Origin of the sequence: Exiguobacterium sp. U13-1 (genome assembly GCF_001750115.1) — a bacterium.
Taxonomy (GTDB): domain Bacteria; phylum Bacillota; class Bacilli; order Exiguobacteriales; family Exiguobacteriaceae; genus Exiguobacterium_A; species Exiguobacterium_A acetylicum.
This window is the reverse complement of sequence record NZ_CP015731.1, coordinates 142382-156028: the sequence shown is the minus strand read 5'-3', so window position 1 is coordinate 156028 and position 13647 is coordinate 142382. Positions and strand designations below refer to the sequence as shown.

General features: G+C 48.7%; 16 protein-coding genes and 1 pseudogene. 8 read left to right on the top strand and 9 right to left on the bottom strand.

The genetic code is table 11. From position 1 onward, the window contains the following. Nucleotides 1-10 precede the first annotated feature (10 nt). Nucleotides 11-520 (top strand): hypothetical protein, encoded by a 510-nt coding sequence (locus ESP131_RS00780; RefSeq protein ID WP_069940064.1) that lies wholly within the window; start codon nt 11-13, stop codon nt 518-520. Next, nucleotides 487-954 carry a hypothetical protein gene (locus tag ESP131_RS00775; RefSeq protein WP_029342821.1) on the top strand — a complete coding sequence of 156 codons (468 nt, stop codon included), beginning with the start codon at nt 487-489 and terminating at the stop codon, nt 952-954. The genes ESP131_RS00780 and ESP131_RS00775 overlap by 34 nt, the downstream gene beginning before the upstream one ends. 73 nt (nt 955-1027) lie before the next feature. Here the strand turns inward: ESP131_RS00775 and ESP131_RS16855 are convergent, their stop codons facing one another. From ESP131_RS16855 to ESP131_RS00745, 7 genes and pseudogenes are all read right to left on the bottom strand, one after another. After that, nucleotides 1028-1906, bottom strand: coding sequence for an IS3 family transposase (locus ESP131_RS16855; RefSeq protein WP_231925714.1), 879 nt, complete (start codon nt 1904-1906; stop codon nt 1028-1030). Between the two features lie 5 nt (nt 1907-1911). Further along, the gene (locus ESP131_RS16850; protein WP_231925713.1) at nt 1912-2232 is read right to left on the bottom strand and encodes a helix-turn-helix domain-containing protein; all 321 of its coding nucleotides are present in this window, start codon (nt 2230-2232) and stop codon (nt 1912-1914) included. 246 nt (nt 2233-2478) lie between these two features. Beyond that, nucleotides 2479-2541 (bottom strand): annotated as a pseudogene (locus ESP131_RS16845) (hypothetical protein); the annotation flags it as partial. A gap of 130 nt (nt 2542-2671) precedes the next feature. Beyond that, a complete protein-coding gene (locus tag ESP131_RS00760) occupies nt 2672-3676 on the bottom strand; it encodes a FecCD family ABC transporter permease (RefSeq protein WP_029342818.1) in 1005 nt (334 codons plus the stop codon). Next, entirely contained in the window at nt 3676-4677 is a 1002-nt protein-coding gene (locus ESP131_RS00755) for a FecCD family ABC transporter permease (RefSeq protein ID WP_029342817.1), read from the bottom strand. Before ESP131_RS00755 ends, ESP131_RS00760 begins: the two co-directional genes overlap by 1 nt. 78 nt (nt 4678-4755) lie before the next feature. After that, nucleotides 4756-5667, bottom strand: coding sequence for an iron-hydroxamate ABC transporter substrate-binding protein (locus ESP131_RS00750; RefSeq protein ID WP_029342816.1), 912 nt, complete (start codon nt 5665-5667; stop codon nt 4756-4758). Between the two features lie 3 nt (nt 5668-5670). After that, nucleotides 5671-6462, bottom strand: coding sequence for an ABC transporter ATP-binding protein (locus ESP131_RS00745; protein WP_029342815.1), 792 nt, complete (start codon nt 6460-6462; stop codon nt 5671-5673). 183 nt (nt 6463-6645) lie between these two features. Between ESP131_RS00745 and ESP131_RS00740 the strand changes: the two genes are divergently transcribed. The 4 genes from ESP131_RS00740 (at nt 6646) to ESP131_RS00725 (ending at nt 10377) form a co-directional block, all read left to right on the top strand. Then, a complete protein-coding gene (locus tag ESP131_RS00740) occupies nt 6646-7704 on the top strand; it encodes an NAD(P)/FAD-dependent oxidoreductase (protein WP_029342814.1) in 1059 nt (352 codons plus the stop codon). 179 nt (nt 7705-7883) lie between these two features. After that, nucleotides 7884-9179: a cation:dicarboxylate symporter family transporter gene (locus tag ESP131_RS00735; protein ID WP_047394356.1), complete on the top strand. Its 1296-nt coding sequence runs from the start codon at nt 7884-7886 to the stop codon at nt 9177-9179. Between the two features lie 182 nt (nt 9180-9361). Next, complete coding sequence (locus tag ESP131_RS00730) at nt 9362-9649, top strand: hypothetical protein (RefSeq protein ID WP_069940063.1); 288 nt, start codon at nt 9362-9364, stop codon at nt 9647-9649. A 431-nt stretch (nt 9650-10080) separates the two neighbouring features. Then, entirely contained in the window at nt 10081-10377 is a 297-nt protein-coding gene (locus ESP131_RS00725) for a DUF2089 family protein (protein WP_023469590.1), read from the top strand. A gap of 41 nt (nt 10378-10418) precedes the next feature. On the opposite strand, the gene ESP131_RS00720 is transcribed toward ESP131_RS00725, so the two are convergent. Both ESP131_RS00720 and ESP131_RS00715 read right to left on the bottom strand, forming a co-directional pair. Next, nucleotides 10419-10631 carry a DUF4305 domain-containing protein gene (locus ESP131_RS00720; RefSeq protein ID WP_230088481.1) on the bottom strand — a complete coding sequence of 71 codons (213 nt, stop codon included), beginning with the start codon at nt 10629-10631 and terminating at the stop codon, nt 10419-10421. 42 nt (nt 10632-10673) lie between these two features. After that, nucleotides 10674-11366, bottom strand: coding sequence for a CPBP family intramembrane glutamic endopeptidase (locus tag ESP131_RS00715; protein ID WP_029342812.1), 693 nt, complete (start codon nt 11364-11366; stop codon nt 10674-10676). 220 nt (nt 11367-11586) lie between these two features. Between ESP131_RS00715 and groES the strand changes: the two genes are divergently transcribed. Then, nucleotides 11587-11871, top strand: a complete 285-nt coding sequence (gene groES / locus ESP131_RS00710; RefSeq protein ID WP_023469587.1) for a co-chaperone GroES — start codon at nt 11587-11589, stop codon at nt 11869-11871. 33 nt (nt 11872-11904) lie between these two features. Then, complete coding sequence (gene groL, locus ESP131_RS00705) at nt 11905-13545, top strand: chaperonin GroEL (protein WP_029342811.1); 1641 nt, start codon at nt 11905-11907, stop codon at nt 13543-13545. The last annotated feature ends 102 nt before the right edge of the window (nt 13546-13647 follow it).

Genomic DNA, 13647 nt, shown 5'->3' with positions numbered 1-13647 from the left:
AGAAGGTACTATGCAAACGGCTCGTGAAGAACGTCTACAAAAACTTGCGCTCGCGTACCGGGATGTCGAGTGGCTCGGCACACGCTGGTACTGGAACGTGCTTCTATTCATAACAGTTGGTATCTTGATCGAGTGGACCGATATCCCCTTGTTGATTTTGACGATTCCAGCCCTTTTTCTCGGCTCCGATTTTCGCTATCAACTAAAAAAACGAAAAATTTTAGACGGCTATATCTCAAAAGCTCAGATCCGTCGACAATTTTTACTACGCATCGGTAGTCACGTCCTGCTGTACGCGATCTTGACGATCGTCATCATCCAGACGATCGAGGAACCGTTCTGGCAGATGCTTGTGGCAATTTTTGCGATTTTAACACCGCTTTACTTCATCAGCGAATGGATCATCCGACGCGACGGGGCGCGTGACCCGGATTATATCAGTGACGTTGAGGTAGCCCGCTTCGTCAGACAGAAAGGAACATCGAAGTGGAACACCTATTCGAGCGACAAGCACGTCTGAATGTAATGAAACGACCGGTGCGTATCGTCACCTATGTCTTTTTAATCCCTGGATTGATTGTCGCTGTACTTGCTTGGTTTTTACCAGCGGTTGAATCCGTTTTTGGACAAACCTTGTTTTTCTGTCTTTGCGGGATTGGAGTCGTTCGGGAAATCGTTCGGCTACGACTCATGAAGTCCTATTTAACGCAAAGTATCTATCAACAGACTGTTCGGAAGGTCGCTCGTCTGACGATCATCGGTTATGTCGTGGCGTGGCTCATCGCCTTCGTCATGCTGTCGATTCCAAATGTTCCCGGTTATTTATTCGTTCTCTTACTTGTCTGGAACGGCGGAGTCGGTCTTGGCGTCACTCGAATGAACCGGTTGGCCAAACAAATCGATCCAGCGTACGTGACGATGGGGGAAATCGAACGTGCATGGTGGAAACGGTAAAACAAAAATCCGCATCAATCAGTGAAAGTGAACTGCTCCCTGTCAAGTAGACAGGACAAATAATAAAAATCCTTCAAACGGCTTGCGCTCTGTATTCTAATGGAGCCAAGCCGTTTAATCGTTGTTGATATCGTTCTTCATTGTAGAAGTAAATATATTTCTGAATCGCGAGTCGGAGTTCGTCGAACTCCACAAACTTATGTAGATAATAACTTTCGCACTTCAACGCTCCCCCAAAAGACTCCATCGGACCGTTATCAATACATTTACCAACCCGAGACATACTTTGTGTGATGCCTGCCACGCGTGTCATGTGACGAAACGTATGCGACGTATATTGGAATCCTCGATCACTATGAAGCAAGGGACGACTTTCGGGTGCACCTTGAAGGGCGAGTTCGAGTGTATCGAATACGAGTTGATTATTGTTTGAGTGCCTAAGAACGAAGGCGCGGATGGATCCATCATATAGGTCCAGAATAGCGCTCAAATATGCCTTCTGAGAGGCGCCGTACTTCAATTCCGTGACATCCGTCACCCATTTTTGATTCAGCTCTGCTGCGTTGAAATCACGGTTCAGAATGTTCTCTGCGGTCTGTTGAGGACGATTACGAATATACAAAGGACGTTTCCGACGTATGACACAGTGAATACCAGCGACATGCATCAGGCGACGGACACGCTTTGCGTTAACGTTTCTTCCGAAACGACGTTTCAGGTTCAATGTCATTCGGCGATAGCCATAGATTCCTTTCACCGAAAGGTGGATCTCGTTCATCTCTTCGATGATTTTCATATTCTCAGTCTCACGTTTCTGCGGTATACCAATCCGACGTAACCACTTGTAATAGGCAGCGCGCGAGACACTTGCGAGGTGACATAGGACGATGATTGGATAACCGAATTGCTCGACCGATGATTGGATGGCTTCATATTTATCTTGAAGACGAATTTGACTTAACGTGACCTCCTCTCGATCTCCTCTAACTTTTTTAAGAAATCGTTCTCCATGCGTAGACGCTCATTTTCTTTCTCGAGTCGTTTCAGATCCAACGCCAAACGGTCTGTATCCGTCAATTCTTCTACTGGCTTCTGACGTCCGCGGCGGTCCATCAGTGCGTCGATTCCGTCCTTCTCGAACTTTCTTACCCAGCTATAAATTTGTTGGTACGAGATCCGATGGGTCTTCATGATGCTTTGATAGTCTTTTCTGTTCTGTATACAGTCCATGACTGCCTGGACACGCTCTTCGAATGTAGTGGTTCTACCTTTAGTCATAGTGGATCGCTCCTTCAATGGTTTCCCTTGAGTACTATGACTAGTATACTTCTCTATCCACTTCGCAAGTAGGCTTTTATCCGAGATATCAAACCGTGCCGTAGCGCTAATAAGCGATTCCTTTTGGTCGAGTACTGCACGTATAGCCTTCATTTTCAGTTCTTCCGGATAACGCGTCCACTCTGTTCGATTACGAAGTGCCATGGAGCCGCCCGTACGATATTTTGTCCTCCATCTATTTAAGGTGCTGACTGAAAGCTCGAAGAGCGAGGCAATCGATTTGATTGAGTCGATTCCATCCTCACACATCTTAATGATTCGTAGTTTTTCATCTGACGAAAACTTAGATTTAGTCATAGAAAAAGCTCCCTTCAAAAAAAAGTAGACAGTTTTTGTTATTTCAACTGTCTACTTTTTGGGGAGCATATCAGATTTTTGATTATTTCTTCAACAGTAGATAGATGAAGTACGGTGCTCCAATCAAGGCGACGACGATTCCAGCCGGTACACCGTCTGGTCCCGCGATGTTGCGCCCGATCGTATCAGCGAACGCAAGCAACCAGCCACCGAGCAAGAGGGCAATTGGCAGGAAGAATTGATGCCGTGGTCCGACGAGCGCGCGGGCGATATGCGGCGCCATCAGACCGATGAAGGAAATTCCACCGGTGACAGAGACGGCAGCAGCAGCGAGCGCGACGGCTGTCAACAAGAGTTGGATCCGTTCTTTTTCAATCGCGACGCCAACACCAATCGCGACAGGTTCATTCAAGGCAAGCAGATTGAGCTTATTCGCTTTATAGAACGTCAGCGGAATCAAGACGAGCAACCACGGCAAGAGCGAGTAGACGAAGATCCAGTCTGTTCCCCAGATGTTACCGGCGAGCCATTTGGCAATGAAGTCGACCTTTTCACGACGCGTCGATGAAATCAGGATGACCATGATTCCAGACAGCGCCATCGAGAAGCCGACGCCGGTTAAAATCAAGCGAATCGGTTGAAGTCCTTGCACACGGTCGTATGAGAACAGGTAGATCGCTGTCGCAGTGACGAGTGCACCGAGGAAAGCAGCGATTGGTAACAGATAGATGAATGATCCGACATCAGTCGGGAAGTACAGGAAGAACAAGGCGACAGCGACGCCAGCTCCCGTGTTGATGCCGATGATACCAGGGTCAGCGAGTTCATTGCGTGTGATTCCTTGTAAGATGGCGCCGGATAGGGCGAGCGCCATTCCTGCCATGACGGTGATGAGCAGTCGGGGCAAGCGGAGCGAATAGAGGACGAATTCCTCTTTGAACGATCCGTTTCCAAGTAACGTCGGCAATAGACGATCATACGACAGGGAAGCAGGTCCAAGACCGATGCTGACGACGAGTGTTGCGATCAATAGTGCCAGTAACGTCCAAAACGTCAGTTGCTGGCGACGGCGTAAACGAGATTCCATCATGAGAAAGCACGCCCTCCTTTTCGAACGATTAAGAGGAAGAATGGTAGCCCGAGCATCGAGACGATTGCGATGACCGGAGTCTCATAGGGTGCGTACAGCGTCCGTCCGATCGTATCGGCAAGCAACATGAACGTCGCACCGAAGATTGCGGTCATCGGCAGGATGAACCGATAGTCCGTCCCGACGATCGCACGGACGATATGCGGAATCATCAGCCCGATGAATGCCATGTTACCGACGAGTGCTACGGCAGCGCCAGCAAGCAGGATGACGACGACGTAGAGGACCGCTTTGATCCGCTGGATGTTCTGTCCGAGACCGAGTGCGACTTCTTCCGATAGACTGAGAATCGTCAATTGTCGTGAGAAAATGAACGCAATCACGATTCCAATTGCGATGACTGGCGCGATGACTTGCAGTTGTCCCCATGTCGACCCGACGAGTCCCCCAGACGTCCACTGTGAGACATCTTGGGCAATCTTGAAGTAGATACCGATCCCTTCCGCAATCGCGTATAGAAAAGCTGAGATCGCGGAACCGGCAAGGACGATCCGGAGCGGTGAGAAGCCGCCTTTTTTCGAAGCCCCGATTCCAAAGACAAGTGCTGCCCCGAGTGCTGCTCCGACGAAACACGCGATCATGATTCCGAAGTAGTCAACTTTCGGGAACAGGACGATGACGAGCGCAAGTGCCGCATTCGCCCCTGCCGTCAGACCAAGCAGACCGGGATCGGCGAGGGGATTGCGTGTCATCGCCTGCATGATGGCACCCGAGACACCGAGTGCCGCTCCGACGAGGATCGCTGCCAGTTCCCGTGGCAAGCGGATTTCCTGGACGATTTTTGCTTTTTCATTCAACGGTCCGAACGTCAAAGCGTTCCAGACTTCGCGCGTCGTCGTATCGGCGGCACCGAACGTCATCGCGATCCAGAACATCCCGAAAAAGAGGACGAGACCGAGTGTGATTTTAATGCCGAACGGAATTCGACCAGCTGACATGAATGTCGCCTCCATTTCTGATTCAGTGAGTGAGCCACAAAAAAAGGAAGGGATCCCGCAGGTTCCCTCCCTTATTCATTATGCGCCAAGGAAACTTTTCTTGAAGAACTCGAGTTGACGTTCGAGTGTGAGCGGATCGTTGAAGTAGAACTCCTTCGAATCGACTTCGAAGACACGATCGTTTTTGACGGCTGGAATGTTTTTGAACGTATCCGTTTTCGTGAATGAGTTGTCCGCTTCCGCACTCTTACTGAAGACGAGGTAGTCGCCTGCGTATTCAGGAAGGACTTCTGGTGACAACGCGTAGTATCCGTCTTTTAATGCCATCTTCGTGACTTTATCCGGCATTTTCAATTTCATTTCCTGATAGAGAATCTCTGTTCCACGACCCCAGTTATCGCCGAAGACGTAGAGTTGTTTATCGAAGCTTTCGATGACAGAAACAGTAGCATCTTCACCGATTTTTGCTTTGATGTCTTTACCGGCAGCAGCAGCGCGTGTTTTGAAGTCTTTGACCCAGTCGCGTGCTTCTTGCTCTTTGTTGAGCAATTTACCGATTTCGATATGTTGCGTCAAGTAGTCGACTTTTCCGTATGTGTACGTGACCGTCGGAGCAATCTTTTTAATTTTATCGAGGTTTTTCGTTGTTGAGTAGCCGATGATCAAATCGGGTTCGAGTTCGATGATTTTTTCAACGTTCTCTTCCGATACTTCCGTGACATCTTTGAGTTTGTCGAACTTCGGATTCGCTTTTGACCACGAATCGACACCAACGACAGGAACGTCGAGTGCCATGACGTTACCAGCGAACCCAGCGAGGACGACGACACGTTTTGGATTAGCCGGAACTTTGACGTCGCCATTCTCCGATTTATACGTGATCGTCTCGTTTTTCGACCCAGATGCTGCATCGTCCTTCTTCTCTGTATTGCCACACGCTGCGATGACGAGCGTGAGAATGAGTAAAACCGGTAAAAGTAGTTTCTTCATGATTTAATCTCCCTTAATTAAGTTGTAGGTGATACACATCGGCTTGTTCGTACGCGGATCGCGTCCGATTTCAGCATCGATATGGAATACTTCTTGTAAGACGTTTTTTGCGATGACTTCCTCACACGTCCCGGCTTTGACGACTTCGCCGTTTTTCATGGCGATGATATAGTCGGCGAACCGTGCCGCTTGATTCAAATCATGCAGGACCATGACGATCGTCCGTCCTTCGGTCCGGTTGAGATGCTCGAGCAGTTCGAGCACCTCGAGTTGGTGGGCGAGATCAAGATAAGTCGTCGGTTCATCGAGGAAGATGATATCCGTCTCTTGGGCGAGTGCCATTGCAATCCAGACCCGTTGACGTTGACCACCCGACAGCGCATCGACCGGACGGTGTTTGAATGCCATCGTATCCGTTGCTTCGAGTGCCCAATCGATGATCTCGTAATCGTGTTTCGTCAAGCGTCCGAATCCTTTTTGGTACGGGAAACGACCGTATGAGACGAGCTCTGCGACCGTCAGACCACTTGCGCTCTCTGGAGTTTGTGGCAGAATAGCCATTTTCCGGGCAAGTAGCTTCGTGCTTTCCTTGGCGATATCGAGACCATCGAGCAATGCACGTCCTGATTGATGAGGAATGATCCGTGTCATCGCTTTCAATAAAGTCGATTTGCCACATCCGTTCGCCCCAATGATCGTCGTGATTTGTCGATCGGGAATTTGGACGGACAAATCTTTGACGATGGGACGATCACCGTAGCCGATATTGATTTCTTCTGTTGCTAGACGTACCATACGCGACGACTCCTTCGTTGTTCTCTCCGTTTCAATGATAATGATTATCACTATCGTCTCATTAACCATACCAGTCCTATAAAAACGCTGTCAACATTTTTTCTTGTGTTCAAGAGATGTTCACGTTATCATGAGGGAGTGAGAATGATAATCAATCGTAATCAAAGACGAGGAGTGAGTGAGATGAGGGAACAGGAGTTGTTCGACGTAACGATCATCGGCGGAGGACCTGCAGGGTTATATTCGACGTTCTATAGTGGTCTTCGGGGCATGAAGACGAAATTGATCGAGTATCAAGCAGAACTCGGAGGAAAATTGCACGTCTATCCGGAAAAGATGATCTGGGACGTCGGCGGACAGCCACCGATCACTGGTGAAAAACTCATGGCTCAACTCGTCGAACAAGGACTGACGTTCCAACCGACTGTTCAATTGAATGAAAAGATCATCTCGATCGCAAAAGACGTCTTCGGCAACTTCGTCTTAGAAGCAGAATCGGGTCGGATCCATTATTCGAAGACGGTCATCGTCGCGGTAGGCGGCGGCATCCTCAATCCACAAAAATTAAAAGTCGAAGGTGCGGAACGCTTTGAAGTGTCGAACTTGAACTATACGGTCAAATCGATTGAACGCTTTAAAGGAAAGACCGTCATCGTCTCAGGTGGTGGAAACTCTGCGATCGACTGGGCGAACGAGCTCGAACCGGTCGCAAAAAAAGTCTACGTCACGTATCGCCGGGATTGTTTCTCGGGGCACGAGGCGCAAGTCGACCAGCTCGTCAAAAGTTCTGCTGTCTGTCTCCTTAATACGACGATTCACAAGCTGATTGCAAGTCCCGATCACCAGCGGATTGCATCGGTCGAATTGATCGACTGTCAAACAGACGAAATCGTCGAGATTCCAATTGATGAAGTCATTATCAATCATGGGTATGAACAGGATGCGGCACTGCTTGACGCGTGTGATCTCGATATCGCACGGGTCGATGACTTCTATATCGCGGGTAACGCGGCGAGCGAATCGAGTGTACCGGGTCTATATGCTGCCGGAGATATTCTTTCGCACGACGGGAAGGTCCACTTGATCTCAGGTGCCTTCCAAGATGCGGCGAACGCCGTCAACCGGGCGAAACGCTTCATCGAGCCGGAAGCGCCAAAAGTGGCGATGGTCTCGTCACACAACGAAGTCTTCAAAAAACGCAATCGGGCGTTGATTGAGGAACGCGTTAATCAACAATCTTGAATAATGTTTAAACGTCCAAAATGCTTGGAAACAAGCGGATTTTGGACGTTTTTTTGTATGAATTTCATTTTTGTAATATAACAGAACGATTTGACAACGTACTGTATTTAGGACAAAATTCTACTTATGTTCCACTACATGTAGGATACAAGTAAGACGGATGTATAAGGAGGAAGGGTATGACAACTACGAAACGTAAGCCAATTGGCCTTGCCTGGCAAATTTTAATCGGCTTGATTCTCGGGATCACAGTCGGTGGTGTATTTTATGGGAATCCCCATGTCGCGGAGTGGCTTAAGCCAATCGGTGACATCTTTATCCGAATGATGAAAATGATCGTCGTTCCGATCGTCTTCACGACAATCGTTCTCGGTGTCTCATCAGTCGGTAGTCCGAAAAGTCTCGGACGTCTTGGCGTCAAGACACTCGGTTACTTCACGATCGTGACGATGATCGCGATTTTCACGGGGCTGTTCGCAGCCAATCTCGTTGAACCGGGTGCTGGTATTAACATGTCGACACTCGATAAAACGGACATCTCGACGTATGTCGAAACGGAAGAGACGACACAAGACGCAGGACTCGTCGACAAGATCGTCAACATCGTCCCGACGAATATCTTGGACGCGATGGTCCGCGGTGACATGCTTGCAATCATTTTCTTCTCGGTCTTATTCGGACTCGGTGTCGGTTTTGCAGGAGAGAAGGGCCAACCGGTCGTTCGTTTCTTTGAAGGCGTCGCAGCAGCGATGTTCAATCTCGTCAATATCGTCATGAAATTCGCGCCGATTGGTGTCTTCGCCTTGATCGGTGTAACGGTCTCGACGTTCGGGATTGAATCGCTCGGTTCATTGTTTAAACTGATTGCGACATTATACGTCACAGCGCTTCTTTTCATGGTCATCGTCTTCGGTGCCATCATGAAGTGGGTCGGCATTCGTGTTTCTGATTTCACGCGTATCTTCAAGGACGAGTTATTGCTGACGTATTCGACGGCGTCGTCTGAGACGGTACTGCCACGGATCATGGAAAAACTCGAGAAGATGGGTGTTCCGAAATCAATCGTTAGCTTCGTCGTACCGACGGGTTATTCGTTTAACCTTGATGGATCTGCGCTTTATCAAGCGCTCGCAGCCTTGTTCATCGCACAGATGTACGGGATTGATCTCTCGATCGGAACACAGCTGACGCTTGTCTTCGTCTTAATGCTGACATCAAAAGGGATGGCTGCCGTTCCTGGCGTCTCCTTCGTCGTTTTACTCGCAACACTCGGTACGGTCGGTATCCCGGCAGAAGGACTTGCCTTCATCGCGGGGATTGACCGAATCATGGATATGATGCGCTCGGTCGTCAACGTCACAGGAAACACGCTCGCTTCACTCGTCATCGCGAAGTGGGAAGGTGTTCTGGACGAAGACCAACTCGAGACATTCATGTCGACCGAAGGTAAAAAAGACGACGTCCGCAGTGCATGATTGTCGTAAATATAAGGAAGGACTGAATCGTCAGTCCTTCCTTTTTTTCGTCCTTGAAAATAGATTAAAGTCGATTGTTTTTAAAGAAGACTTCTAATTTTTGATTATAGTTAAAATAATGTTGAATATTATTAATTATAAAGTTAATATTATTTATATAATCATAGGGGAGAGGCGATAGGATGGAAACGGTAGGAATCGTCATTGGTATTGTCGCAGTCTGTATCTTACAATTTTACTTAGCAAGGCGTGGGAGAGTCTGGAGTCTCATCATTCCAGCCATCATTATCGGCCTCGGAATTTACAGGTATTACGGAACAGGACCACACACATCGGATCGGGAGTCAGTGATCCGAATCGGTACGTGTGTGGGGTTGTCCATGATGATCTCAATGGCTGAGATGGGCGTCGACTCGCGCCGCAAGCAACTAAAGCGTGAAAAAGAACGAATGGAGATTCAAGATTTTTGACACTCCCACGATTAAAACCGTGGGATTCTGAAGTGCTTATGTGAGCGCAGTCCATTTCTGTTTTGCTCAAGCCTTCAGATAAGGGTGTGCCATCACCCCTCCTGAGACAGACCGTATAGGTTCTCAGGCTGGTGGACTGTTACCATCCACCACAGGTCGTTGCAGGTGTGTCCATCTGATGTTTTAGCGTCTTTTGCATGACGACAGGCATCGTTTTACCGGTCACATGTTTTCATGACCGAACCGTATACGATTTTCAAGGGGCGATGGACGCAGGTGTTTTAGAGACTTGTACTTGTCTATGGGATAGATATACCCGAACGTCGGATGGAAAAACATCCGAACTCACTTTCATCCCATGCCTAAAGGCTGGCTATGCCCGATATGGGCTTTCCCGTTTGTAAAATCTGTAAGAGAAGTGAGGGAACACGATGGAACGACAAGACGTGCCCGCTTGGGTACTGGCACTCGAACAGGAACATCTCGAGTTCATCCGGAAGTTCGTCTTGAGCTCTGGTTCGTTGAAGGATATGGCAACTGCCTATCAAGTATCCTACCCGACCGTCCGGGCGAAGTTGAACCAGTTGATCGAGCGGATTGATTCGGTGCAGCAGGAAGATGTCGAATTCGTCAATATGATCAAGAACTTGGTCTTAGATGAACGGTTGAGTCTCGATGTGGCGAAGACGATCATCGATTCCTACCGCAAGGGTCAAGCGAAAGAATAAACCAAAAAACGAGATTTCCGCCTGACGGAAATCTCGTTTTTTTATTGCTTGTCGTTCTTTTTGTCCTGTTCCTTCTTGATCATCTTCTTTGCTGCTGCGCGGAAGCGGAAGATCAAGTAGAGACGGTAGAAGTCGATCGCAGCGAACAACGTCAACAGGATCGTCCAGAAGTTAAAGACCGTTCCTGCCTCGACTGAATTGTTGTAAGCAAGGAACATGAAGAGAATACCGAATATGGCATAGAACACTGCCATGAAGTTCGAGCTTTGACGCATGAAAACACGACCTTTCGTAAATTAAGACATCGCGTAGATGGCGAGTACGACGATTCCGTTGTTAAAGACATGGATGGCGATCGGAGCAATGATCCGGCGCGTCTTGACGAAGACGAGCGAGAAGACGAAACTCATCGCGACATAGATTAAAAATTTGTTGTCTTGGTGAATCAGTCCGAACAAGGCACCCGTCAAGATGAAGCTGAAGAAGAAACCGAGCTTCGATGAGAGATTGCCGAACAGGATATGCCGGAACAAGAACTCTTCCATGATCGGTCCAAGCAAGACGACCATGACTTGCAGGAGTGGGATGACTTGGATCGCTTGGATGATCTGATCCGTATTTTGCGATTTCGCGACATTTTCGATCCCGCCTGCCATCCAGGCATCAATCAAATTGACGCTGATCAAGAGCGCATACAAGAGCACGATCCCGATTCCGATCCATTTCAACGTATCCATCGGATCGGTTTGACGTCCCTCTGCCTTCCACTTCTGCCAATCGGGACGCAGACAGTAGTAGGAGACGATGACGGCGACCGTAAAGCCGATCGCAAGCCACCAACCGGCGACGTCAGCAATGACGTTCTTCGGAAGGAAATACTGGAACGAACCCGGAACCAATTGGACGATCAGATAGATGATGATCGGGATGACATGACGCTTTTGCCACTTCTCCGCCATCAGGAAAGGCAGACTGATTGGATTTTTCATCGTACAGGACACAACTCCTTTGTAATGAAGGTACTGTCCCGATTGTAACAAACAAACGGTCTTGGCGCACGATTGACGATGATTCAAAGGTGTCGATTTCGGGAAAACGGATAAAGGTTCAGGCTTGAATTCAGAAGAGAAAGCGTATAAGATAAAAATATGTTAGCACTCAACTAAAGTGAGTGCTAAAAAACAGTCATTTTCAAGGAGGATGTTTCGCATGTTAAAACCACTTGGTGATCGCATCGTGATCGAAGTCGTTAAAAAAGAAGAAACAACACTCGGAGGAATCGTTCTTCCTGGGTCAGCGAAAGAAAAACCACAAGAGGGTAAAGTCGTCGCTGTCGGTACAGGCCGTGTGACAGAGCAAGGCGTACGTGTACCACTTGAAGTGAGTGTCGGAGATCACGTCATCTATGCACAATATGCCGGTTCGGAAGTCAAAGTCGACGGCAATGAATACTTAATTTTACGCGAAAGCGATATTTTGGCAGTAGCCGAGTAATTCAGTCAATCATCTATAAGGGGGATTTCAGTCATGGCAAAAGAGATTTTATTCAGTGAAGAAGCACGTCGGGCAATGCTCCGCGGGGTCGACGCATTAGCGGATGCAGTCAAAGTCACGATCGGACCAAAAGGACGCAACGTCGTCCTCGAGCGGAAGTTCGGTTCACCGCTCATCACGAATGATGGTGTAACGATCGCAAAAGAAATCGAACTCGAAGATCACTTCGAGAACATGGGTGCAAAACTCGTCGCAGAAGTTGCCTCGAAAACGAATGAGATCGCAGGGGATGGTACGACAACAGCGACAGTCCTAGCACAAGCGATGATTCGCGAAGGTCTTAAAAACGTCACAGCGGGCGCAAACCCGATGGTCATTCGTAAAGGAATCGAAAAAGCAGTCCGTCGTGCCGTCGAAGAGCTGCACACGATCGCTAAACCGATTGAGGGTAAAGAAGCAATCGCCCAAGTCGCAGCGATCTCAGCAGCAGACGAAGAAGTTGGTCAATTGATCGCAGAAGCGATGGAACGTGTCGGTCAAGATGGTGTCATCACGATCGAAGAATCACGCGGCTTCACGACAGAACTCGACGTCGTCGAAGGGATGCAGTTCGACCGTGGTTACGCGTCACCATACATGATCACGGATTCAGACAAGATGGAAGCGGTCCTTGAGAACCCATACATCCTCGTCACGGACAAAAAGATCTCAAACATCCAAGAGATTCTTCCGGTCCTCGAGCAAGTCGTTCAACAAAACAAACCACTCCTTATTATCGCAGAAGACGTTGAAGGCGAAGCACTTGCGACACTCGTCGTCAACAAACTCCGTGGTACGTTCAACGCGGTAGCAGTCAAAGCACCAGGCTTCGGTGACCGCCGGAAAGCGATGCTTGAGGATATCTCGATCGTCACAGGTGCAGAATTGATCACAGAAGACCTCGGTCTTGATCTGAAAGAAACACAAATCACGCAACTTGGTCGCGCGTCGAAAGTCGTCGTCTCAAAAGACAACACGACAATCGTCGAAGGTCACGGACACGGGGATTCGATCGAAGCACGTGTCGGTACGATCCGTGCGCAAATCGAAGAGACGACAAGCGACTTCGACCGTGAGAAATTACAAGAGCGTCTTGCGAAACTCGCAGGCGGCGTAGCAGTCGTCAAAGTCGGGGCAGCAACCGAGACAGAACTCAAAGAACGTAAGCTCCGGATTGAAGATGCGCTCAACGCGACACGCGCAGCCGTCGAAGAAGGAATCGTAGCAGGTGGGGGAACAGCTCTCATTCACGTCACGAAAGCCGTCGAATCGATTCTGTCGGTCTCAACAGGTGACGAAGCAACAGGTGTCAACATCGTTCTTCGTGCACTTGAAGCACCGCTTCGTCAAATCGCGGAAAACGCAGGTCAAGAAGGTTCGGTCATCGTCGAGCGTCTCAAGCATGAAGCGCCAGGAATGGGCTACAATGCGGCAACGGACGAGTATGTCGACATGATCGAGACAGGAATCGTCGATCCAGCGAAAGTAACGCGTTCAGCACTTCAAAACGCAGCGTCCGTTTCAGCGATGTTCTTGACGACGGAAGCCGTCATCGCCGATAAACCAGAACCAGCTGGATCTGCTCCTGCAATGCCTGATATGGGCGGCATGGGTGGAATGGGCGGAATGATGTAAGCTATTTCATCTGTAAGTACCGAATCCTAATAAATAGGGTTCGGTACTTTTTATTTACGATAGTATACTTAATAGTTGAAAGAATTACATAAGCACCACTCA